The organism is Bradyrhizobium sp. 170 (genome assembly GCF_023101085.1).
Taxonomy (GTDB): Bacteria; Pseudomonadota; Alphaproteobacteria; order Rhizobiales; family Xanthobacteraceae; genus Bradyrhizobium.
Genome location: NZ_CP064703.1, coordinates 7,445,305 through 7,467,168 on the forward strand (window position 1 = coordinate 7,445,305; position 21,864 = coordinate 7,467,168).

19 protein-coding genes and 1 other RNA gene are annotated in these 21,864 nt (G+C 64.4%); 4 read left to right on the plus strand and 16 right to left on the minus strand.

Annotation, left to right across the window (positions count from 1 at the left end; translation table 11 throughout):
* Window positions 1–41: 41 nt before the first annotated feature.
* The 8 genes from IVB05_RS34700 to rsmH form a co-directional block, all read right to left on the minus strand.
* Window positions 42–1,475, minus strand: a complete 1,434-nt coding sequence (locus IVB05_RS34700; protein WP_247780479.1) for a DUF5107 domain-containing protein — start codon at window positions 1,473–1,475, stop codon at window positions 42–44.
* Window positions 1,476–1,592: 117 nt separating this feature from the next.
* Window positions 1,593–2,993 carry a UDP-N-acetylmuramoyl-L-alanine--D-glutamate ligase gene (gene murD, locus IVB05_RS34705; RefSeq protein WP_247780480.1) on the minus strand — a complete coding sequence of 467 codons (1,401 nt, stop codon included), beginning with the start codon at window positions 2,991–2,993 and terminating at the stop codon, window positions 1,593–1,595.
* A gap of 10 nt (window positions 2,994–3,003) precedes the next feature.
* Window positions 3,004–4,110, minus strand: a complete 1,107-nt coding sequence (mraY, locus tag IVB05_RS34710; RefSeq protein ID WP_247780481.1) for a phospho-N-acetylmuramoyl-pentapeptide-transferase — start codon at window positions 4,108–4,110, stop codon at window positions 3,004–3,006.
* Window positions 4,111–4,294: 184 nt separating this feature from the next.
* Window positions 4,295–5,677, minus strand: coding sequence for a UDP-N-acetylmuramoyl-tripeptide--D-alanyl-D-alanine ligase (gene murF / locus IVB05_RS34715; RefSeq protein WP_247780482.1), 1,383 nt, complete (start codon window positions 5,675–5,677; stop codon window positions 4,295–4,297).
* Window positions 5,674–7,134, minus strand: a complete 1,461-nt coding sequence (locus IVB05_RS34720; RefSeq protein WP_247780483.1) for a UDP-N-acetylmuramoyl-L-alanyl-D-glutamate--2,6-diaminopimelate ligase — start codon at window positions 7,132–7,134, stop codon at window positions 5,674–5,676. The genes murF and IVB05_RS34720 overlap by 4 nt, the downstream gene beginning before the upstream one ends.
* 49 nt (window positions 7,135–7,183) lie before the next feature.
* Window positions 7,184–8,935, minus strand: coding sequence for a penicillin-binding protein 2 (locus tag IVB05_RS34725; protein ID WP_247780484.1), 1,752 nt, complete (start codon window positions 8,933–8,935; stop codon window positions 7,184–7,186).
* Complete coding sequence (locus IVB05_RS34730) at window positions 8,932–9,324, minus strand: hypothetical protein (RefSeq protein ID WP_247780485.1); 393 nt, start codon at window positions 9,322–9,324, stop codon at window positions 8,932–8,934. The genes IVB05_RS34725 and IVB05_RS34730 overlap by 4 nt, the downstream gene beginning before the upstream one ends.
* A 2-nt stretch (window positions 9,325–9,326) precedes the next feature.
* A complete protein-coding gene (gene rsmH / locus IVB05_RS34735; RefSeq protein ID WP_247780486.1) occupies window positions 9,327–10,322 on the minus strand; it encodes a 16S rRNA (cytosine(1402)-N(4))-methyltransferase RsmH in 996 nt (331 codons plus the stop codon).
* A gap of 558 nt (window positions 10,323–10,880) precedes the next feature.
* Between rsmH and IVB05_RS34740 the strand changes: the two genes are divergently transcribed.
* Window positions 10,881–11,669, plus strand: coding sequence for an N-acetylmuramoyl-L-alanine amidase (locus IVB05_RS34740; protein ID WP_247780487.1), 789 nt, complete (start codon window positions 10,881–10,883; stop codon window positions 11,667–11,669).
* A 133-nt stretch (window positions 11,670–11,802) separates the two neighbouring features.
* Here the strand turns inward: IVB05_RS34740 and IVB05_RS34745 are convergent, their stop codons facing one another.
* The 3 genes from IVB05_RS34745 to IVB05_RS34755 form a co-directional block, all read right to left on the minus strand.
* On the minus strand, window positions 11,803–13,056 hold the full coding sequence (locus IVB05_RS34745) for an RNA polymerase sigma factor (protein WP_247780488.1): 1,254 nt from the start codon (window positions 13,054–13,056) through the stop codon (window positions 11,803–11,805).
* A 39-nt stretch (window positions 13,057–13,095) separates the two neighbouring features.
* Complete coding sequence (locus IVB05_RS34750; RefSeq protein WP_247780489.1) at window positions 13,096–13,446, minus strand: YciI family protein; 351 nt, start codon at window positions 13,444–13,446, stop codon at window positions 13,096–13,098.
* A 117-nt stretch (window positions 13,447–13,563) separates the two neighbouring features.
* On the minus strand, window positions 13,564–13,995 hold the full coding sequence (locus tag IVB05_RS34755; protein ID WP_247787234.1) for a PAS domain S-box protein: 432 nt from the start codon (window positions 13,993–13,995) through the stop codon (window positions 13,564–13,566).
* Between the two features lie 138 nt (window positions 13,996–14,133).
* Between IVB05_RS34755 and rnpB the strand changes: the two genes are divergently transcribed.
* Window positions 14,134–14,548, plus strand: an RNA gene (rnpB, locus tag IVB05_RS34760) — RNase P RNA component class A.
* A gap of 232 nt (window positions 14,549–14,780) precedes the next feature.
* Here the strand turns inward: rnpB and IVB05_RS34765 are convergent.
* The 3 genes from IVB05_RS34765 to IVB05_RS34775 form a co-directional block, all read right to left on the minus strand.
* Window positions 14,781–15,509 carry an alpha/beta hydrolase gene (locus IVB05_RS34765; protein WP_247780490.1) on the minus strand — a complete coding sequence of 243 codons (729 nt, stop codon included), beginning with the start codon at window positions 15,507–15,509 and terminating at the stop codon, window positions 14,781–14,783.
* A gap of 117 nt (window positions 15,510–15,626) precedes the next feature.
* Window positions 15,627–16,592: an AraC family transcriptional regulator gene (locus IVB05_RS34770; RefSeq protein ID WP_247780491.1), complete on the minus strand. Its 966-nt coding sequence runs from the start codon at window positions 16,590–16,592 to the stop codon at window positions 15,627–15,629.
* 213 nt (window positions 16,593–16,805) lie between these two features.
* On the minus strand, window positions 16,806–17,522 hold the full coding sequence (locus IVB05_RS34775) for an alpha/beta hydrolase (protein WP_247780492.1): 717 nt from the start codon (window positions 17,520–17,522) through the stop codon (window positions 16,806–16,808).
* A gap of 185 nt (window positions 17,523–17,707) precedes the next feature.
* On the opposite strand from IVB05_RS34775, the gene IVB05_RS34780 reads away from it, so the two are divergent.
* Window positions 17,708–18,451 carry a sulfite exporter TauE/SafE family protein gene (locus tag IVB05_RS34780; protein ID WP_247780493.1) on the plus strand — a complete coding sequence of 248 codons (744 nt, stop codon included), beginning with the start codon at window positions 17,708–17,710 and terminating at the stop codon, window positions 18,449–18,451.
* Between the two features lie 72 nt (window positions 18,452–18,523).
* Window positions 18,524–19,456, plus strand: coding sequence for a DMT family transporter (locus IVB05_RS34785; protein ID WP_247780494.1), 933 nt, complete (start codon window positions 18,524–18,526; stop codon window positions 19,454–19,456).
* On the opposite strand, the gene IVB05_RS34790 is transcribed toward IVB05_RS34785, so the two are convergent.
* Window positions 19,438–19,839, minus strand: a complete 402-nt coding sequence (locus IVB05_RS34790; protein WP_247780495.1) for a hypothetical protein — start codon at window positions 19,837–19,839, stop codon at window positions 19,438–19,440. The genes IVB05_RS34785 and IVB05_RS34790 overlap by 19 nt on opposite strands.
* 63 nt (window positions 19,840–19,902) lie before the next feature.
* Complete coding sequence (locus IVB05_RS34795) at window positions 19,903–21,705, minus strand: ABC transporter ATP-binding protein (protein WP_247780496.1); 1,803 nt, start codon at window positions 21,703–21,705, stop codon at window positions 19,903–19,905.
* Window positions 21,706–21,864: the final 159 nt, after the last annotated feature.

Consider the following 21,864-nt stretch of genomic DNA (forward strand, 5'->3'; position numbering starts at 1 on the left):
GTTGATGGGTTTCGCTGCGCTCTACCCATCCTACGGTCAGATCACTTTATTCTTGTCTCGGCCGCGATCAGCTCCTTGCCTTCCGTGGTCGTGATCGTCAGCCGCACCTGTTCACCGCTGTGGCCTGCAGGAATCGCCGCGGAAATGCGATTTCCGTTTTTCGGGTCGGCTGTCACGGTGTCGTTGAACAATATCGCATCGCCGCGCTTCAACGTGACGCGCAACGGCATGGCCGGTTCGATGCTGAAGAACTGAAGATTCACGCCCGATGCCGCGGCCGAAAAATTGATCAGGATATTCTCGTTCGCAGCCGTCACGCTGCTCATGCCGACGATCGGGCTGTAGGTCTCCGTAATCGACACTTCGCCCCGTGCGGGAAGCTGAGCGCGGTGGAAGAACTGGTCCGATACGCCGGCCCACAATTCGACGTAAGGCCGCGCTTCATTCGGGTCTTTGCGTGCGTCGGTTTCGTTCGTGAACGACTGATATCCCCACGTCCACATCTTCAGGCCCGGCGTGACCGTATTGTCGGCGATGCGGATGATCCCCTCCTCGTTGTCGTGGTTGATCACACCCCAGAAATTCCCGCCCTGCATATCGGGCGCCGCGTACGCGATGCCCATCGTCGGCCAGTTCCTGAAGTAGCGCAGTTTTTCGAAACGGCTCCTGCCCGCGCCTGCGCTCTCGTCGCCTTCGGACAGATTGGCCGACCAGCGGGGTGTGCTGTAGGCTTCGATCGGCGCGACGATTTCGGCGCCGCCGGTCGTCTTGGGGTTATTCGGATCCGATCCCGGCGCGAGCGTCGTGCACGTCCAGTACTCGTAATCGATCGCCCTGGCTTGCGAGTTTTTCAGCACCACGCGCGCATCAAGTGCGGCGCGATCGGCTTTCAGCGTGACATAGTAAGTCGCTTCGATGCCCGTCGAGCCCTTGAGGAACTGGCTTGGTGCCGCGGAATACGCGAAATCATCCTTAAGCGACATCGACACCGTCACTTCGCCGGCACTCTCCTTCACCACCTTGAAATCCCACGGCTTCAGCCACGTCCTGCCGTGCTCGGCATCCGGGAAGGTGGGGAAGATGCCGCCATACACCATCAACCAGTCGTAATAAAAGACGCCGGCCGTCATCCCATAGGGCACGCCGACTTCGGTACGATAAAGTTGCTCGTGGCCGGTCGGCTTGTAGATGATGGAAAGAATGCGTCCGCCGAATTCGGGCACGAGCATTACCTTCAGATAGCGATTCTCGAGCACGTGGATCTTGAACGTGCGATCGACGATGGTCTTCTTGTCGAGCGACCCGTCGACGAATCCGTTCTCCGTAGAGGTCGCGTATTTGACGGCGCTCCACGAAATCGTCGACTCGGTGAGAGACACGCCGTCGGACGCCGGCGAAGCCGCATCTACGACGGCAGGAAACGCAAAGGTCGCCGTGAGCACCGCAAGAGTACGTGCGGGAGCATGAATTGCCATTTGCGACGCCCTCAAATGAGCAGGATGTAGGATGGGTAGAGCGCAGCGAAACCCATCAATCCAGCACCGCAGCGATGGGTTTCGCTGCGCTCTACCCATCCTACGCGATCCGCATCCTCACACCACCGGCTTGACGCCCGGCAACGCCGTCACCAGATCGCGGAACTTCGTGCCGCGGATTTCGAAATTGCGGTACTGGTCGAACGACGCGCAGGCGGGCGACAGCAGCACCACCGGATCGGCGATCCCTGACGCTTCCGCGTCGCGCGCGGCGGTCGCTACCGCGACCTCTAGCGTTTCGGAAATCTCGTGCGGCACGCGCTCGCCCAGGGTCCCCGCAAATTCCTGCGCGGCTTCGCCGATCAGATAGGCTTTGCGGATGCGGGGGAAGTATTCGGCGAGGCCGGTGATGCCGCCCTGCTTCGGCTTGCCGCCGGCGATCCAGAAGATATCGGCGAACGACGACAGCGCATGCGCGGCGGCGTCCGCATTGGTGCCCTTGGAGTCGTTGACGAACAGCACGTTGCCGCGGCGGCCGACCTGCTCCATGCGGTGCGCGAGGCCTGGAAAGCTGCGCAGGCCGTTTTGTAACGTGTCGGTCGAGATGCCCATCGCCAGCGCGCAGGCCGAAGCGCAGGCTGCGTTCTGCGCGTTGTGCAGGCCGCGCAGCGAACCGATGCCGCCTAGCCTCGCAATCTCACGGCGGGCGCCGCCGGAGGCCTGCACGATGGTTTCGCGCTCGACATAGACGCCGTCGGGCTGCGGGTTCTTCACTGATATCCGCACCACGCGCTTGCCGGCCTGGTCGAGCCGGTCGGCGATGTTGCGGCACCAGCCGTCATCGACGCCGACGATCGACGTGCCCTGCGGCTGGACGCCGGCAACCAGCCGCGCCTTCACGGCCGCGTAATGCTCCAGCGTGCCGTGGCGGTCGATATGGTCTTCGCTGATATTCAAGAGAATGCCGACCGACGGATCGAGCGAGGGCGCAAGATCGATCTGGTAGGACGACATCTCGACCACATGCACGCGTCCCATGCGCGGCGGCTCCAGCGACAGGATCGCGGTGCCGATATTGCCGCCCATCTGGGTGTCGTAACCGGCAACCTTCATCAGATGCGCGATCAGCGCGGTCGTGGTCGACTTGCCGTTGGTGCCGGTGATGGCGACGAACGGCGCGTCCGGCGCGTGGCGCCGTCGCTCGCGGCAGAACAATTCGATGTCGCCGATCACCTCGCAGCCGGCCTGCCGCGCCATCAGCACCGACCAATGCGGCGCCGGATGGGTGAGCGGCGCGCCGGGGGTGAGGATCAGCGCCGCAAAATTCGACCACGACACCATGCGCAGATCGGCGGTGGTGAAACCGGCCTGCGCCGCTTTGGCGACATTGTCGGCAGAGTCGTCGCCCGCGATCACTTCCGCGCCGCCGGCCTTCAGCGCGTGGCAGCTCGCAAGGCCGGAACCGCCGAGGCCGAAGACGGCGACCGTCTTGCCAGCAAATGACGTGACGGGGATCATCGCGCGCGGCTCACCGCAGCTTCAACGTGGAGAGGCCGGCCAGCGCCAGCATCACCGAGATGATCCAGAACCGGATCACGATCTGCGGCTCGGTCCAGCCCTTCTGCTCGAAATGATGATGCAGCGGCGCCATCCGGAACACGCGTTTGCCCGTCAGCTTGAACGAGGCGACCTGCACGATCACGGAGACGGCTTCCAGCACGAACAATCCGCCGATCACGGCCAGCACGATCTCATGCTTGACCGCAACCGCCGTCGCACCAAGCATGCCGCCGAGCGCGAGCGAGCCGGTGTCGCCCATGAAGATCGAAGCCGGCGGCGCGTTGAACCAGAGGAATCCGAGGCCGGCGCCGAGCACCGCGCCACACAGCACCGCGAGCTCGCCGGTGCCGGCGACGTATCTGATCTGCAGATAGTCGGAGAAGACCGCATTGCCGGTCAGATACGAGATCATGCCGAAACTCGCGGCGGCGATCATGACCGGCACGATCGCAAGGCCGTCGAGGCCGTCGGTCAGGTTCACCGCGTTGCCGGCGCCGACGATGACGAAGGCGCCGAAGATCACGAAGAACCAGCCGAAATTGATCACCACATCCTTCAGGAAGGGTACCGCAAGCGAGGTCGAGGTCGCGTCGCGGCCGAGCCGCACCAGCGCGTAGCAGGCCACGATCGCGATCACCGCTTCGATCAGGAGCCGCAGCTTGCCGGCGAAACCGCTGTGGCTCTGTTTCGTCACCTTCAGATAGTCGTCGTAGAAACCGACGAAGCCGAAGCCGAGCGTCACCGCCAGCACGATCCAGACATAAGGATTGAGCGGATTGGCCCACAGCAGCGTCGAGACCACGAGGCCTGAGAGGATCATCAGCCCGCCCATCGTCGGCGTGCCCTTCTTGGAGATCAGGTGTGATTGCGGCCCGTCAGCGCGGATCGGCTGGCCCTTGCCTTGCCGAAGCCGCAGGTGATCGATGATCCAGGGCCCGAACAGGAATACGAACAGCGCGCCCGTCACCATCGCCCCGCCGGTGCGGAAGGTGATGTAGCGAAACACGTTGAACGCGCCGCGGAAGATACCAAAACCCGGGACGGTATTGGAAAGCTCGATCAGCCAGTAAAACATTCAGGTAGGCCCTATCACGCAGCTTGGTTGCGCCGTCTTTGGCGGTAAGCGCTCTGGAGCGGGATGCGCTACGGGAACGTCTTGATAATCGTTTTCATCCTCAAACCAAGCAAATGTTGGCCATGCACGGGGTGTTGACGAATCGCCTCTCGCGGACGCAACCCACCCGCCAAATACGGCCAGTTTACGCCTTTGCCTGCAAGGCGGCCAGCAGCCTTGGCACAAACTTGTTCACCCAGAACATCTTTTTGCTGCCCTTGACGACCACCACGTCCCCGTCCCGCAGCAAAGCGGCGATTTCCCGGGGATCGAGCGTGGCCGGGTCTGCATGCCAGCCGAGCGCCCGCTCCGCCGGCACAAGATCGTATAAATGGCGCATCAGCGGGCCGACGCAGTAAATGCCGTCGATGCCCGGGAGGTCGCCTGCGAGCTTCTCGTGATAGCCGGGCGCGTCAGCTCCCAGTTCCAGCATGTCGCCGAGAATGGCGATGCGCCGGCCGGCCTTCACCGGCCGCGCCTTCAGGCTGCCAAGCGCGGCCACCATGCTGGCCGGGTTGCCGTTAAAACTGTCGTCGATCACGGTGACGCCATGGGCTGCCTGCTCCACGCCGCGGCCGGTCATGATGCCGACATGGCTGAGCTCTTTGGCCAGCGCCGCAGGTTCGAGCCCGGCGGCATGGATGGAGGCCAGCGCGGCAAGCGCGTTCTGCAGGCGATGCGGCGCACCGGGCGTCAGGCCGAATTCGATCGGCTTGCCGTTCACATCAGCGGCGGCGTTCCAGCTCTCGCCCTCGGCGGTATGCTGCAGCTCCCGGACCTCTGATGCTTCGCCGAAGCGAACGACCTTGCCGTTCCATTCCGGCGCCTCGACATCTCCAGGCAACACCAGCACGCCGTCCTTGGGCAAGCCTTGCGCGATGCTCACCTTCTCGCGCCGGATCGCTTCCAGGCTGCCGAGCTTTTCCAGATGCACCGGCTGGACGTTCACGACCAGCGCCACGGTGGGCTTTGTCAGTTCGCTGAGCCGCGCGATCTCGCCTGATTGGTTCATGCCCATTTCGACGACCCACACGCTCGCCTCGGGGCTGGCATTGCAAAGCGTCAGCGGCACGCCCCAGAAATTGTTGAAACTGCTCGGGCTGGCATAGGCGCCAGGATACGCGGCAAGGAATTCCTTGGTGCTGGTCTTGCCGGCGCTGCCGGTCAGGCCGATCACCGGGCCGGCAAACCGCGCCCGCGCGGCGCGCGCGAGCGTCCAAAGGCCATCGATCAGCGTGTCCTTGACGATCAACTGCGAAACGCTGACGCCGTCGATCCGATGCGGAACGATCATCGCCGCCGCGCCGGCGGCTTCCGCCTTGTCGGCGAATTCCCAGCCGTCGCGCGCGCTGGCGAAACTGGAGATGAAGCCGCCGCTCGGCGTACCGCTCAACGCCACGAACAGGCAGCCTGGTTTCACCAGCCGGCTGTCCTGCGTGACGAAATCAATCGGCGTATCCGGATATTCGCCTGATAGCCCGAGCGCGCGCGCGACTTCGGCAACCGTCCACAATGGCGCCGTGCTCATGTCACCCTCGCTGCCAACGCGGCCGCCACCGCCTCGTGATCGCTGAACGGCAAAACCTTGTCGCCGACGATCTGGCCGGTCTCATGCCCCTTGCCGGCGATCAAGAGCACATCGCCGGGCTGCAGCGCCGCTATCCCAGCTTTGATCGCCTCAGTGCGATCGCCGATGTCGCTTGCGCCCTTCGCCGCCGCCAGAATGGCGGCGCGGATCGTTGCCGGATTTTCGCTGCGCGGATTGTCGTCGGTGACGATGATTTGATCGGCATTCTCGGCCGCAATCGCGCCCATGATCGGGCGCTTTCCGGCGTCGCGGTCGCCGCCGGCGCCGAAGATGACGACGAGCTTGCGTTTCGCGTAAGGCCGCAGCGCCTGCAGCGCCTTCGCCAGCGCGTCCGGCTTGTGCGCGTAATCGACGAAGATCGGCGCGCCGTTGTGTTCGCCGACCCGTTCCAGCCGCCCCTTGGCGCCTTCGAGATGTTCCAGTGTCGCTAAGACGGCATCCGCCTCGCTGCCGGTGCCGATCGCCAGCCCTGCGGCAACCAGCGCATTCTCGATCTGGAACTCGCCGACCAGCGGCAGCTTGATTGTGTGCTTACGCCCACGATGTTCGAGCGTGAGCTTTTGCGCAAAGCCTTCGACCGCAGCTTCGACAAGGCGGATACCCTCGCCTGCCCCGTCCCCATGGCGGCCCACGGCGATGATCCGCAAGCCCCGCGTCCGCGCCGCCTCGATCACTTCCGGCGAGCACTCATGATCGGCCGAGATCACCGCCGCACCATCAGGCGCGACGAGATCGCGGAACAACCGCAGCTTGGCGGCCAGGTAATGCGCGACGTCAGGGTGATAATCCATGTGGTCGCGCGTGAGATTGGTAAAACCGCCGGCGGCGATGCGCACGCCGTCCAGCCGGAACTGGTCGAGCCCGTGCGAGGACGCCTCGAAGGCGAGATGCGTGACGCCATCGCCCGTGATTTCGTCGAGCTGCCTGTGCAGCGCGATCGGGTCCGGCGTCGTCAGCGAGCCGTACACCGTGCGCTTCGGCGAAACCAGACCGATGGTGCCGATGCTGGCCGCGGCATGGCCGAGCCGTTCCCAGATCTGGCGCGTGAAGGCTGCGACCGAGGTCTTGCCGCTGGTCCCGGTCACCGCTGCTGTTGTCGCGGGCTGACGCGGATAAAATCGCGCCGCGGCCAGCGCCAGCGCGCGGCGCGGATTTGACGTGACGACAAGGGGCACGCGGAGGCCGCCGGGCGACGCATGGTCACCGGCGACCGCGACAGCCCCCGCCTGTATCGCCGAATCGATGAAGCGTGAGCCGTCGGTCTTGCTGCCGGCGAGCGCAAAGAACAGGTCGCCCGGTTTCACCGCGCGGCTGTCGACTGCGAGGCCTTTCACATCGACAGCTTCCGCCTGCGGCTCGATCGCAGCGTCATCGCTGAAGAGGTCGCGAAGTTTCATATTCTTCCAGTCCGGCCCGGCGCAGCTTGGCGCGCCTTGATCCTACGCCTTACTGGGTTGTCCTCGATGCCGCAAGAATAAGGCGGTCGGACGGCGGCAGATCGAAGCGCGGCTCGATGCCCAGGAGCGGCCCGATGCGGGCAATCACCTTGCCGCCGGTCGGCACCGCGTTCCAGCCCGAGGTGATGAAGCCATGGGTTTCCGGCAGCGCCTTCGGCTCATCCAGCATGACCAGCAACTGGTACTGCGGATTGTCGGCCGGAATGATCGCCGTGAACGAGTTGAGCACCTGCTTCTTGGAATAGCGCCCGTTGACGACCTTTTCCGAGGTGCCGGTCTTGCCGCCGATATAGTAGCCCTTGACGTCGGCCTTCTTGGCGGTTCCGATCTCGGCGTTGAGCCGCATCAGATAGCGCATCTTGTCGGAGGTTTCGGTTCGGAGCACCTTCTTGGCGATGGCCCTGGCCTCCTCTTCCGACCGCTTGAGGAAAGTCGGGGGAATCAGGAGACCGCCATTTATGCAGGCGTTGATACCCATCACCGCCTGCAGCGGCGCAACCGCGATGCCGTGACCGAAGGAGATCGTGATGGTGTTGAGCTCGCTCCAGCGCTTCGGCACGATCGGCGAGGCGCTTTCAGGCAGTTCGGTGCGCAAGCGGTCCATCTGGCCGAGCTTCTTCAGGAACGCCTTGTGCGCCTCGACGCCTTGCGCCAGTGCGATCTTGGCCGCGCCGACGTTCGAGGAGAAGGTGAACACTTCCGACAGCGTGATCGGGCGGCCGACCGGATGGGTGTCGTGAATGGTGAACTTGCCGAATTTCAGCGCCCCACGCCCGTCGTAGAGCGTGTTGAGGGTGGCCTTGCCGGAATCCAGCGCCATCGCCAGCGTCAGCGCCTTGAAGGTCGAGCCCATTTCGAACACGCCCGTGGTCAGGCGGTTGATGCGCTCGGGGTCGTGCGCCTCTTTCGGATTGTTGGGATCGAAATCCGGTAGCGACACCAGGGCCACGATCTCGCCGGTCCGGACGTTGGAGACGAGGCCGGACGCCGCCTTGGCCTTGTATTTCTCCTTCGCCTTCAACAGCTCGTCGCGCAGCGCATGTTCGACGCGCAGGTCGATCGACAGTTCCACCGGCCGCTGCAAGCGATCGGTGGCAAAGCCGGCGCGGTGCAGATCGGCCAGACCGTTATTGTCCAGCCACTTCTCCATCCCGGCGATGCCCTGGTTGTCGATGTTGACGAGCCCGATCAAATGCGCGACCGCAGCACCGGTCGGATAGACCCGCTTGTTCTCGCGCAGGAAGCCGATGCCGGGAATGCCTAGCTTGTGGATGTCGTGCTGCTGCTTTGGCGTGATCTCACGCTTCAGCCACACAAAACCCTTGCGCGACGACAGGCGCGTGCGCGCCTCTGCCGTGTCGAGGTCCGGCAGCGCCGCGGTCAGGAGTTCGATCGCCTCGTCCTTGTCGATGATGCGCCTGGGCTCGCCGAACAGGCTCGGCGCCTTGACGTCGGTGGCCAGCACCTCGCCGTTGCGGTCGACGATGTCGGGTCGCGCGGTCGCAATCGCGTCCTGCGAGCCGGCGCGGCGCGCGCCGTGGCTGTCGGCGCCGACCGCGAACATCACCAGACGTCCGGCCAGCACCGCATAGATCGCCGCGAATAGCAGGATGGCCAATCCTACCCGGGCGCGCGCCTTGGCGGCGCGATCGACGTTGCGCCCGTAGAGCAGGCTGCGGATCAGCCGCTGCCGCCACGGCTCCACGGGCCTTCTGGTGTTGGTGAGCGCCCGGCCGGTCATTGCCGATCTCCCGGCGCGGGCACGGACCCGGTTGTGGGCGGCGCATCGGCGGCCGCCTCGATAGTGTTGATCATCGCGCCGATCGGATCGGGCGCACCGGGCCTTGCAAAGGCCGGCGGCCGTTCCGGCAAATTCTTCAACTGATCGTATTGCGTGGCGTTGAGCGGCTTCAGGCCGAGATGGCGCTCGGCGAGCCCTTGCAGCCGCAGCGGCGCATCGAGCTTGGCCCATTCCGCGCGCAGCGCCGCGATGGCGTCCCGCTGCTCGCGGATCTCGGCGTTGAGCCGCAGCACGCGCTCGACGCGCGAGGTCGATTCCATCTTGATCCGATAGACGTAGGCCGCCGCGAACACCAGCACACCGATGACGAAGAGGTGGATGATCCGCATGGTCAGCCTCCCCTCATCACATCGGCAAGAACGGGCCAGGCCGGCAGGCGGTCTGCCGCATGCGCGGGCGCCGCGGTGCGCTCGGCAGCGCGCAATTTTGCGGAACGCGCGCGTGGATTGGCTGATACTTCCGCTTCAGTTGGCGTGACCGGACGTTTGGTCAGGATATGAAAACTCGGTGCCGCCTGCGCCACCTCGGGCAGGTGCCGCGATCCGCCGCCGGTCTTGCCGCGCGCGTTGAAAAAATCCTTGACGATGCGGTCTTCCAGCGAATGAAACGACACCACCACCAGCCGCCCGCCAGGCTTCAGCACGCGCTCGGCTGCCACGAGCGCCAGATGCAATTCGTCGAGTTCCGCGTTGACGAAAATTCGCAAGCCCTGGAACGTGCGCGTCGCAGGATGAATCTCGTTCGGCTTGGAGCGCACCACCTTGCCGACGATATCGGCGAGCGCTTGCGTCGTCGTGATCGGCGCTTCCTTGCGCGCCGCCACGATGGCGCGCGCCACGGCGCGGGAATGGCGCTCTTCGCCGAAAATATAGATGATGTTGGCGAGATCGGCCTCGGAAGCCTTCGCAACGACATCCGCCGCGGTCGGGCCGTCATGGCCCATCCGCATGTCGAGCGGGCCGCCGAGCCGGAACGAGAAGCCGCGCTCGGCCTGGTCGAGCTGCATCGAGGAAACGCCGACGTCCATCACGACGCCGTCCACTTCGGCCATGCCTTGCGCCGTGCAGATGTCCGCAAGGTTGGAGAATCGATCCTCGACCAGGGTCAGCCGGCCGTCGGACTGCTCGACCAGATCGAACCCACCGGTAACCGCTGACCGGTCGCGGTCGATGCCGATGACCTGGGTTCCCGCGACGCTGAGGATCGCGCGGCTGTAGCCGCCGGCGCCGAAGGTCGCGTCGACATAGATGCCGCCGCTCTTGGGATTGAGCATCTCGACCGCCTCGCGGCCGAGCACCGAGATATGGCGCGGCGCAGCCGGGCTCATGCGCCGTCCCCTGGCGTATTCCAGCCTGCAAAATGAAAGATGGACGCGAACGGGCCCATTGCGCCTCAAATCTCTGCGCTTCGCCGCGCTTTTCCGGCCAAAAAGCCGCGACTCGGCGCGATTGCCGTTTTTGGCCCGGTCCCGCGCCCCCTCATTTCCAGACGGAATTTGCTGGGTTGCCATGGCATTTCGAGCGCGAAAAAGGGCCTCGGCCGTCCCCAACCCGGTTCGGCTCTTCACCACTTAGTAACGGCACTTAGCGTTAAGAAAGCGTTGATGACCGGCTACGGGTTTTGCGCGCTTTCTATAGTGTTTTCGAGATACTGAAAAATGGTGATGCGCCCCGCACACACTCGGTCAAAATGCGAGCTGGAACTCGGTCGCCGGATTGCGCGGCCACGAGGTAAATGAATAGTAAACGGCATTGCCGCTTAAGCCACGATGTTGCCGCGCTCCCGCCCGGTTTGGGTTTAAAAAATGGCTACTGGTACGTTCGCATCTGCTGGTATTGATTCGAGGCGTCAACGCGCCCTTCCCGTTCCCAGGGCCAACGCCGACATGAAGACCTTTACGCCAGATTCCTCGATCGCATCCGATGTCATCCCGTCGCCGAACCACGGCGACCGCAACAACGGCCGCGTCGCCGATATGATCCTGCTGCACTACACCGGCATGCCGGATGTGGAAGGCGCGATCGCCCAGCTCTGCACTCCCGGCACCGACGTGTCAGCGCATTACATCGTGCTGGAAGACGGCCGCATCGTGCAGTGCGTGCCGGAAGCCAAGCGCGCCTGGCACGCCGGCGTGTCCTTTTGGGCCGGCGAGGAAGACATCAATTCCTGCTCGATCGGGATCGAAATCATCAATCGCGGCCACGACTGGGGCTATCCGGATTTCCCGCTGCGCCAGATCGCCGCCGTGATCGCGCTGTGCCGCGGCATCATGCTCCGCCGCAAGATTCCTACGCATCGCGTGCTCGCGCATTCCGATGTCGCCCCGGCGCGCAAAAGGGATCCCGGCGAAAAGTTTCCGTGGCATTCGCTGGCCAATTCCGGCGTCGGCCACTGGGTGCAGCCGGCGCCGATCGTGCGCGGCGAAACGCTCAAGCTCGGCAGCATCAGCGACGACGTCGCAGGTATGCAGGCCGCACTTGCCAAATACGGCTACAATATCCCGACCCACGGCAAGTTCGACGGCCCGACCATGGAAGTGGTCACCGCGTTTCAGCGTCACTTCCGTCCCGCGCGCGTCGATGGGATCGCCGATCACTCGACCATGAGCACGCTGCATGCGCTGCTGGCGAGCCTGCCGGCGGATGCGACCACGACGGTGGTTGCGGCGAAGTAGCTCACGGGTGCATCCCCAGCCGTCATTGCCTGCGACAAACGCGAAGCGTTTGCGCAAGGGAGCGAAGCGACGAAGCAATCCATCTCTCCGCGCGCGGAAAGATGGGTTGCTTCGCTTCGCTCGCAATGACGGACTAAGGGCCGCCTGAGCTTCCCTCCATCTCCGCAATCCTTCGCGCATAAAATCGTCGCAGCGGCTCGAGCTGCGTTGCCGCCGTCGCCGCCTGATACGCCTCCCGCGCGGCGTCACGTCGGCCCAACCTGCGCAGCAAATCGGCGCGCACCGCCGGCAGCAGCTCATACCCCTTCAGCCCGCCACGCGCTTCCAGTGCATCGATCAGGCCGAGCGCCCGCGCCGGCCCGTCGACCATCGACACCGCAGCGGCGTGATTGAGTTCGATCACCGGCGACGGGCTGATCCGCAGCAGCACTTCATAGAGGCCGGCGATCTGCCGCCAATCGGTATCCGTGTAACCGGGCGCACGCGCATGCAGCGCGGCGATAGCCGCCTGCACCGCATAGGATTGCGGCCGACCCGGCATCCGCAGCGCCTCTTCCACCAGAAGCAGGCCCTCCGATATCTGGCCGCGATCCCACAGCGTCCGGTCCTGCTCTTCCAGCAGCACGATGTCGCCGCCTGCGGTCTCGCGGCCTGCACGCCGTGAATCGTGCAGCAGCATCAGGGCCAGCAGGCCCTTGATCTCGCCACGCCCCGGCATCAGCGCATCGAGCAGCCGCGCCAGCCGGATGGCTTCGCGCGCCAGATCAGGCCGCATCAGATCTTCGCCTGACGTCGCCGCATAGCCTTCGGTGAACACGAGATAGATTACGGCCAGCACACCGCGCAGCCGCGGCTCCAGCGCGTCGCGCTCCGGCACCTCATAGGGAATGCCGGCGAGACGGATTTTCTGTTTGGCGCGCACCAGGCGCTGCGCCATCGCGTCTTCGCTCGCGAGAAACGCCCGCGCCACCTGCGCTGTCGAGAGCCCGCACACCGTGCGCAGCGTCAGCGCCACCTGCACCTCCGCGGCGAAGGACGGATGGCAGCAAGTGAAGATCAGCCGCAACATGTCGTCATCGAGCACGCCGTCCGTGGCCTCGTCAGGCGCCGACGCATTGAGCAGGATTTCGCGCGTCAACTCCTGCTGCTTGCCCCGAAGCGCGACGTTGCGGCGAATGCGATCGATCGCCTTGTTGCGCCCGACATTGACCAGCCATGCGCGCGGATTGGACGGCATTTCAGCGACGGACCAGCGCTCCAGCGCCACCGCGAATGCGTCCTGCAGTGCATCCTCGGCGAGATCAAAATCGCCGACGAGGCGGATCAGGGTCGCCAGCGCCCTGCCCGCTTCGTCGCGAAATATCTTTTCGATCTCGACCGGAGTCATCTGGTTTACCGCTTCGAGCCCGGAATGACGGCTTCGCCGTCAGTCATAGATCATGACCGGCCTGACCTCGATCGAACCCGACTTGGCGCCAGGAATACGCGCGGCGAGGCCGAGGGCCGTGTCGAGATCCTTGGCCTCGACCAGATAATAGCCGCCGAGTTGCTCGCGCGTCTCCGCGAACGGTCCGTCCGTGGTCAACATCTTGCCGTCGCGTACCCGCACGGTGGTCGCGGTCGTTGTCGGCTGCAAGCCGTCGCCAGCCTTGAAATGGCCGCTCTGAACGATGGCCTGGGTGAAGACGCCATACTCCGCGCTCATTTGCTTCCGTTCGGCAGGGCCCATTTTGACGTATTCGGCATCGTTCCGATAGATCAACAGCAGATACTGCATCGCTTTACTCCTTCTTGATCGGCTGGATCGCCGACACCCAGTCGAACGGGCCCCCGGCAAGACGACATGGTCCGGGAAATTATTTTTCAGACGGAGCGGCAATCCCGGAGCCGGCGATCAGGACTGCGCGCCGGTCCCGGCGAGCCGCCGCTTCAATTCCCTCATTTCCGCAAAGCGCTTCGTCACGTCGCGCATGACGGCCACGGTGCCCGTGACGGCCTGCATTTCATCGCGCAGCGCCAGAATCGTGAACTCAACCGAAATCCGCGTGCCGTCCCTGGTCAGGCCGGGTACCGACAACAGGTCACCGTGGCCATAGCGGCTCGTTCCCGTCGTCATCGTATGGCGAAATCCTTCCCAATGCCGCGCGCGCAGGTTTTCGGGAATGATCAGGTCGAGCAACTGGCCGACAGCGTCGGCGGCCGTGAAGCCGAATATCCGCTCCGCACCGGGATTCCAGAACGTGATGCGGCCTTCGCGATCGGTCGCGATGATCGCGTCGGAGGCGCTGTGCAGCAGGGCTTCACCAAGACCGGCAGGAATGTTCATCGTGCGTATCTGCTCGTCGTCCTCAGTCATTGGCATCAAATGCCGCTGCTCCGCGGATGTCAAAATAAGCTCGGACGGAACCCGATTAACCATCGTGGTCCCTTGACGCGACGCACCTAAATCCCCATGCGTAGGGCGTCAGTCGGCCGGACGGCCGCTCCCGCTATGGTCGAAAGGCTGCGGGGGAGGAAAGTCCGGGCTCCATCGACATACGGTGCCGGATAACGTCCGGCGGGGGCAACCCCAGGGAAAGTGCCACAGAGAACGAACCGCTCCGTCTCCGGACGGAGCAAGGGTGAAAAGGTGCGGTAAGAGCGCACCGCGTATCCGGCAACGGAAACGGCATGGCAAACCACACCGGGAGCAAAACCGAATAGGGACGGCAACGCGGAAAGTTCGCTTTCGGGTGATAACTCCGCAGGGCGATGTCAGGCTCGCCGTCCGGGTAGGTTGCTCGAGGCCATGTGCAAACATGGTCCCAGAGGAATGGCCGTCACGTACCATTCGCAAGAGTGGTGCCCTACAGAACCCGGCTTACAGGCTGGCTGATGCTCTAAAGCGTTTTCGAGCGAGTAGAAAACGCTGAGAATGAGGGGTTCGGCGCAAACACGCCGGACCCCTCGCCATTTCAACCAACGCAACCCGTAGCCCGGATGGAGCGCAGCGCAATCCGGGATCTATCCGTCAGGTTGGCTCAATAGTTCCGCATATTGACACGGCATCTGAAACTGACAGCGGCCCCCGGATTGCGCTGCGCTCCATCCGGGCTACGCGGTGCAATAACCTCAGTCGCGCCCCGCTTCCGCGATCGCCTGTGCCAGCCGTGCCGGATTGCTGAAGAACATCTCGTGGCTGCCGTCGCACTCGACCAAACGAAACAGCCCCAGCCGTTCCGACAACCGCGGATGCCATGGCATGCTGTGCGGCAGCGCGATGTCCTGCCGGCAATTGACGTAGGATTTGCCGACCGGCAGTTCGGCCAACGAGTGCTTCAGCGCGATCTTGTCGGTGAACGTCTTGTACGGATGCAGATTGAGTTTGGCGAAGGCGGACTTCGCCAGTTCGAGGTCGGCGTCGTTGATGAAGGCATCGCGCCAGATTTCGAACGGCAACATCACCGCGCCCTTGTTGGCGGCGGCCACCGCGTCGAACAGGCCGACATAGTGCGGCGGCACCATGTCGTTGAGGCACTGCCCGTCCAGCGGAACGAAGGCGTTGACATAGACGAGCCGCTTGACCCTGTCCGTCAGACGGTCGGCGACGCCCGAAATCACCATGCCGCCATAGGAGTGGCCGACAAGCCTGATGTCGCGCAGATTGTTCGCTTCGATGTAGGAAACGATCGACGAGATCGCCTGCTCGAGGCCGATCTTCTCGCGATCGTCGTCCTTGTTGTTGCCGGCTACCGTCGGGCAATGCACGACGTGGCCGCCCTTTCGCAGATGTCCGGCCACCGCTTCCATCTCGGCGCCGGTATGCCACGCGCCGTGAACCAGTACGTAAGTGTCTGCCATTCCCGTCTCCCCTCGATTTCGAAAAATCAGACCTTGATAGAGATGGCGTCTCGCCCCCGATGGCCGGATTCGGCCACCGCCATCGCCTGATTACGCCAGGGGGATTACAACAAGGCTTTAGCGCTGCCGCCGGAATGCGCCCGGGGTCATGCCGAGAAACTTGCGGCATTGGCGGATGAAGTGGGATGGGTCGGACAGACCGACCCGCAGCCCGATCCCGCCGACGCTGATGCGATCGAACCGCGGCTCGCTCAGCATCCTGCGCGCCGCCGCCATGCGGCAATCGTTGAGCAGCCCGCTGAACGTCAGGCCCGCTTTGTTGAGGCAGCGGTGCAAGGTCCGCTCCGAGACGCGCAAATCCTCCGCGACCGCCACAGCCGTCAGTCCCGGTTCGGCGTAGCGCAGCCTTATGACACGGCCGATCTGGTCCAGAAGTTTCGCGGCATCGCGCTGCTCGGCGGGTGTCGCCGGAATCTCGCTGCCGAACCCAAGCGCCAGCAGCGCGCCGAGCTGGTCGGTCAGCACCCGCGCCGGCAGCGGCCGGTCGGTGGCGAACTCGGGAGTTAGCTGGCAGGCAAATGCGCTGAGCGCCGCGCCCCAGCCGGCGCGACCGTCGATGCGCTGTCCGATGCGCCGCTCGGGATCTGATATCCACGATTCGACCCAGGCGATCGGCAACTCCAGCGACAGCGTGTCCGCGTTCACCGGAAAGTTGAATTCATAGCAGCGCCGGGAATCCAGCAGGACGAGATCCATCGGCCGCATCCGCGACGCGTGACCGTTCTGCATCACCGTCCAGTCGTTGTCGGTCTTGCACAGCAGGTAATAGTAGTTGGCCGTGCTGCGGGCGACGCTGGCTTTGCGGCGGTAGACGTGCTGCGCCGATCCCTGCACCCGGTTGATGCCGATGGTGTCGAGTTGCCCGCGCTGAACGGAGCAGTCGAAGCCCGATCGAACCTGCGTCGTGATGTCCATTTCGAGAAAACATTCGCAGACGGCGCCGATCCAATAGTCCAGGCGCCGCTCAGGCTCGACCAGACCGGTCGACCACGTCTCGATGCCTGCCGTCGTCCTGGCTGTCATGACCCGCCCTCCGCGATCGACGTCGACCACCGGTTCCCCAGCTTGTTGGGCGCATGGTGGAGAGTCAATCCTCGGAGCCACCTCGCAGCCCGGATGGAGCGCAGCGCAATCCGGGATCTGAGCGCTCGGCTCGCTCAATAGCTATACTTGGCATGGCATCTGGCACCGGTCCCGGATTTCGCTGCGCTACATCCGGGCTACGCAGCGACGCAACTACGCAGCGATCTTTTGCAGCAACGCCATCAACGCCTCCGGCGCAGTGACATTCGGCGAATGGCTGGCGTCGATCTCGTGATAGCTCCAGGCGGGATCGCCCTTCGTCATTCTGGCGAACGGCCCGAACGTATCGGCCGGCGTGATGCGCGTGGCGTAGATATAGCTGCGCGGCAGGGTCAGCGCGCCGCCTTGCAGCTTGAGTTTTGTTTCAAAGCATTTAATCGGCATGTCGACGCGGCGCGCGCTGAGCCATTCGACATCGGCAGGCGAGGTATCCGGCGGCGTCGGGTTCGGCGGAACGCGCCAGCCATCGCCGCTCTTCGCCAGCTCCTGCATGCGCGCCCGCGCCGCCTCGTTCAGATCGAGCAACGACTGGCCGTCCTGCGGCACGAAGGCGTCGACATAGATGAGCTGCCTGACCTTGTCGCGGGCGCGATCGGCGACGCCGGTCGCGACCATGCCGCCATAGCTGTGGCCGATCAGCACGATGTCGTGCAGGTCTTCATACTTGATGACATTCAGCATGTCCTCGATATGCGAATTGAGATCGATCGATGCATGGGCCAGATGCGCGCGTTCGCCGAGACCCGTATAGGTCGGCGTCACCAGACGATGCCCCGCCGCGTGCATCAGCGGGTGCATTTTCTTCCAGACCCAGCCCGCGGACCACGCGCCGTGACAGACGAGAAATGTTTTCGAAGAGGTTGCGCTCATAGGGCCGTTTCCACCGGGTTGTTGTTGAAGGCTTCAATTGCGATAGTACCCATCCGCCGCGTCGTGTAAACGTCGGCGCAAATTCAACGTCGTCATTCCGGGATGGTCCGAAGGACCAGACCCGGAATCTCGAGATTCCGGGTTCGATGCTGCGCATCGCCCCGGAATGACGAAGGAAGAAAAGAGTGGACGTCGCCACCTACGCGATCCTGCTTGCCGGCGCGCTCGCCGGTGGTTTCGTCTCCGGGCTTGCCGGTTTCGGCACGGCGCTGATGGCGCTGGGGATCTGGCTATATATCCTGCCGCCCGCGATTGCCGTGCCGCTGGTCCTGATCTGTTCGGTGAGCTCACAGATCTCGACATTGCCGTCGATGTGGAAGCTGCTCGACTTCAAACTGGCCTTGCCGTTCGTGGCCGGCGGACTCCTCGGCATGCCTATCGGGGCGCTATTGGTCGCGCGCGCCGACCCGCAGGTTTTCAAGCTCAGCGTCGGCGTGATGCTGCTGGTGTTTCCGACCGCGCTCTATTTCATCCGCAAGCCGATGGCCTTTCGTTTCGGCGGCCGCATCGCGGATGCCTGCGTCGGATTTGCCGGCGGCATTCTCGGCGGCCTTGCCGGCCTGTCGGGCCCGCTTCCGACCCTGTGGGCCAGCATCCGCGGCTGGACCAAGGATCAGCGCCGCGGCGTTTTCCAGATCTTCAACGGCACCGTGCTCGGCGCCGCGCTGATCCTGCAAGCCGCCACCGGTTTCGTGAAGCTGAACGTCTTCTGGCTGGCGCTGCTGGCGATGCCCGGCACGCTGATCGGCGCCCGCCTCGGCATGCGCACCTACCACGCCCTGAACGACCGGAATTTCTACGACGTCGTGCTGGCGCTGCTGTTTCTGTCGGGGCTCGGATTGGTGTGGAGCAGCATTGCTCCGAGGTAGCCGCGCATGGCCGCCATGTGCTCCGAGTAGATTGCTGTACGCTGACCGGCAAAGCAGCTAACCCATCGCGTCATGACTTCCAATGCGTCGCGCGAACGTCTCGGTCTGCTGCTGGGCTTCATCGGCATGGCGATCTTCGGCGGCACGCTACCGGCGACGCGGATCGCGGTTGCGGAAATTGATCCGATTGCACTGACCTCGCTGCGCACCGTGATTGCCGGGCTATGTTCTCTGGCGCTCCTCCTGGTGTTGCGCCGCAAGCTGCCGCCCCGCGCGCTGTGGCCGCAACTCGTGATCGCCATGCTCTGCGTCGCCGTCCTGTTTCCGCTGCTGATGTCGCTCGGGATGCAGAGGGTGGACGCGTCGCACGGCGGCGTGGTGCTGGGCGTGTTGCCGATCGCCACCGCGCTCGTCGCCGTCGCCGTCACCCATGAGCGGCCGAGGCCGCTGTTCTGGATCGCTTCCGCCGCCGGCGCCGCGCTGGTGATCATGTTTGCCTTGCGTCAAGGCGGCGGCGCGCTCGCGGCCGGCGACCTGTTTCTGTTCGCGTCGGTCGCGGTCGCCGCGATCGGCTATGCGTTCTCCGGCCGGCTCACCTCGCAGATGCCGGGCTGGGAGGTGATAAGCTGGGTGCTGGTCATCGCGCTGCCGCTCTCGATTCCCGCGGCCGCGCTGACCATGCCTGCCGACATCACCCACATCGCGCTGAGGCCATGGCTCGGGCTGCTCTATGTCGCGCTGTTCTCGCAATGGATCGGGTTCTTCGCATGGAACGCCGGCCTCGCAATGGGCGGCATCGCGCGGGTGTCGCAGATCCAGTTGCTGCAACCCTTCATCACCTTTGCGCTCGCGGCGTTCTTCAACGACGAGACCATCACGCTGCAGATCCTGCTGTTCGCCACAGCCGTGGTGGTGACAGTTGCGATCTCGAGCCGCACGCGCGCATCTGTGGCGCCGGCGCCATCGAAGCAGGATCGGGAGCCGCCTCAGTTGGCGGCATCCTGATCAATCAGCTTGGGGTGATCGGCCACCAATTCTGCCCTCGTCTTTTCCGACTGTACTGTGCGAAGCAGGACCCTCGCGGTTTTCAGATGATCCACCTGCACGCACAGCTTGATGATCTGGCTCACTGAAACGTCACGCATCGAATCGTCGGAGATTTGCATCGCTATTTCGAGCGCGCGCTTGATGGCGGCCTGGTATCGCTCGGCATCGGCGGCGAGCTTCTTCTCGGCATCGGGCCCGCCGGCCGCCACCAGCTTTTCCGCGATGGCGCCGGCGGAAGCGCAAATATCGCGGATCTTGTGGGCCGCACCGATATCGCCCAACGGTTGATCGTCGGCAACTTCCCAGACTTCCGGCCGCCGTTGCCTATGAAACCAGCGCATCGCGCAAGTCCTCTCGCTGCCGGAAGCATATTCCGACACCAAGCAGGACTGCAAGAACGCACCTCACTCCGCCGCCGAGATGCGGCCGAACTCGGTCGCCTGCAGTTCGAACAGCCCGCGATAGACGCCGCCGGGACGCGCCGTCAGGCCTGCGTGGGTGCCCTGCTCGACGATCTCGCCGCGGTCGAACACGAGGATACGGTCGAGGCTGCGCACCGTCGACAGCCGGTGCGCGATCACGATCGAGGTGCGCCCTTTCATCAGCCGCTCCATCGCCTGCTGGATCAGTCCTTCGGATTCCGAATCGAGGCTCGAGGTCGCCTCGTCCAGGATCAGAACCGGCGCGTCCGCCAGGAACGCGCGCGCCAGCGCGACACGCTGGCGCTCGCCGCCCGACAGCTTGACGCCGCGTTCGCCGACCAGCGTGCCGTAGCCTTTCGGCAGCCGCAGGATGAAGTCATGCGCATTGGCAAGCCGCGCCGCCTGCTCAATCGCCGCCATGCTGGCGCCCGGCCGGCCATAGGCGATGTTCTCGGCCAGCGTGCGGTGAAACAGGATCGGGTCCTGCTGCACGATCGCGATTTGGCTGCGCAGCGAATGCTGCACAGCTTTCGCGATGTCCTGACCGTCGATCAGGATTTTTCCGCCGCTGACGTCGTAGAGCCGCTGCACCAGCTTGACGAAGGTGGTCTTGCCGGAGCCGGAACGGCCGACCAGGCCGACCCGCTCGCCGGCGCGGATCTCCACCGACAGGCCGTCATACAGCGGCGCGCGATGGCCGCCATAATGGAAGGTCACGTCGTCGAACACGATGCGGCCGCCCTGGATGTCGATCGGTCTTGCATCAGGCGCATCGGCAATGCCGATCGGCTCGCCATGGATCGCGACAAGCTCCTCCATGTCGTTGACCGAACGCTGCAGATTGTTGATGTGCATGCCGACGTCGCGCAAATAGGCGTGGATGATGTAGTAGCTGGTCAGCACATAGGTGACGTCGCCCGGCGTGGCGCGGCCCGCGATCCACAGCAGGACCGCGCCGCCGATCACGGATGCGCGGAAGCACAACAACACCGCGAGTTGCGCCGTCGAGGTGTAGTTGTAACGGTACCACGTCCGCCGCACGCGCGTGCGCCAACGGCCGATGACGCCAGCCAGCCGCGCATCCTCGCGCGCTTCCGCGCCAAAGGATTTCACCACGGCGTTGCAGGTCAGGGCGTCCGCCAGCGTGCCGCCGACCTTGGTGTCCCACGCGTTGGAGACGCGTGCGGCGGGGGCGATGTAGTTCATCGAGAACGCCAGCGTCATCGAGACGTAGATCACCGTGCCCACCGCGATGACCGCGCCGAGCACGGGCCAGTGCAGCCCGAGCAGGATCATCGAGCCCAGCAACACCAAGAGCGACGGCGCCAGCGCCATCAGGATGGTGTCATTGAGCAGGTCGAGCGCCCACATGCCGCGCGTGACCTTGCGCACGGTCGATCCGGCAAAGCTGTTGGCGTGCCAGTCGGTCGAGAAACGCTGCACGCGTGCGAACGCGTCGCGCGACACGTCGGACATGGTCTTCAGCGTAAACGGCACGATCGCCTGCAGGCCGGTCAGCCGCAGGATCATCGACATCAGACCGAGCGCCACGATCCCACCGAAGGCAACGAACGCCGCATGCCGCGCCGCCGCGTCCGAAGCACCCAAGGTCAGTGCATCGACCAGGCGGCCGGAGAAGATCGGCATGAACAGGTCGGCCGCGGTCGCGCCGAGCAGGCCGCCGGCGACGATGGCGGCGCGGCCGGGCTGTTGCAGCCAGTGGCGGAACACGAACGGGATCACCACGCGTATGGCCGCGGGACGTTTATCTGTTTGAACGGTCATCGCGTCATCCGGCTGCGCTCAAGGCACACCGCCGGCTCCATCTGAATTGACGCGCGGTGGCCTAAGGCCGAACGCAAGCGTCGTTGAAAATATCGTTAAGTCGTTGGGAAGCTTGATGATCGGGACGTCAGGCCCGATCAGGGCTGGCGGTGATCGCGG

What these genes read in the sequence shown, in the direction of transcription:
- IVB05_RS34790 (WP_247780495.1), bottom strand. Translation starts at nt 19,839, where the DNA reads ATGCGCTGGTTTCATAGGCAACGGCGGCCGGAAGTCTGGGAAGTTGCC.
- IVB05_RS34765 (WP_247780490.1), bottom strand. Translation starts at nt 15,509, where the DNA reads ATGGCAGACACTTACGTACTGGTTCACGGCGCGTGGCATACCGGCGCC.
- IVB05_RS34750 (WP_247780489.1), bottom strand. Translation starts at nt 13,446, where the DNA reads ATGCAGTATCTGCTGTTGATCTATCGGAACGATGCCGAATACGTCAAA.
- IVB05_RS34745 (WP_247780488.1), bottom strand. Translation starts at nt 13,056, where the DNA reads ATGACTCCGGTCGAGATCGAAAAGATATTTCGCGACGAAGCGGGCAGG.
- IVB05_RS34795 (WP_247780496.1), bottom strand. Translation starts at nt 21,705, where the DNA reads ATGACCGTTCAAACAGATAAACGTCCCGCGGCCATACGCGTGGTGATC.
- IVB05_RS34730 (WP_247780485.1), bottom strand. Translation starts at nt 9,324, where the DNA reads ATGCGGATCATCCACCTCTTCGTCATCGGTGTGCTGGTGTTCGCGGCG.
- IVB05_RS34785 (WP_247780494.1), top strand. Translation starts at nt 18,524, where the DNA reads ATGACTTCCAATGCGTCGCGCGAACGTCTCGGTCTGCTGCTGGGCTTC.
- IVB05_RS34720 (WP_247780483.1), bottom strand. Translation starts at nt 7,134, where the DNA reads ATGAAACTTCGCGACCTCTTCAGCGATGACGCTGCGATCGAGCCGCAG.
- mraY (WP_247780481.1), bottom strand. Translation starts at nt 4,110, where the DNA reads ATGTTTTACTGGCTGATCGAGCTTTCCAATACCGTCCCGGGTTTTGGT.
- rsmH (WP_247780486.1), bottom strand. Translation starts at nt 10,322, where the DNA reads ATGAGCCCGGCTGCGCCGCGCCATATCTCGGTGCTCGGCCGCGAGGCG.
- IVB05_RS34700 (WP_247780479.1), bottom strand. Translation starts at nt 1,475, where the DNA reads ATGGCAATTCATGCTCCCGCACGTACTCTTGCGGTGCTCACGGCGACC.
- IVB05_RS34770 (WP_247780491.1), bottom strand. Translation starts at nt 16,592, where the DNA reads ATGACAGCCAGGACGACGGCAGGCATCGAGACGTGGTCGACCGGTCTG.
- murD (WP_247780480.1), bottom strand. Translation starts at nt 2,993, where the DNA reads ATGATCCCCGTCACGTCATTTGCTGGCAAGACGGTCGCCGTCTTCGGC.
- IVB05_RS34775 (WP_247780492.1), bottom strand. Translation starts at nt 17,522, where the DNA reads ATGAGCGCAACCTCTTCGAAAACATTTCTCGTCTGTCACGGCGCGTGG.
- IVB05_RS34755 (WP_247787234.1), bottom strand. Translation starts at nt 13,995, where the DNA reads ATGAACATTCCTGCCGGTCTTGGTGAAGCCCTGCTGCACAGCGCCTCC.
- IVB05_RS34725 (WP_247780484.1), bottom strand. Translation starts at nt 8,935, where the DNA reads ATGACCGGCCGGGCGCTCACCAACACCAGAAGGCCCGTGGAGCCGTGG.
- IVB05_RS34740 (WP_247780487.1), top strand. Translation starts at nt 10,881, where the DNA reads ATGAAGACCTTTACGCCAGATTCCTCGATCGCATCCGATGTCATCCCG.
- murF (WP_247780482.1), bottom strand. Translation starts at nt 5,677, where the DNA reads ATGAGCACGGCGCCATTGTGGACGGTTGCCGAAGTCGCGCGCGCGCTC.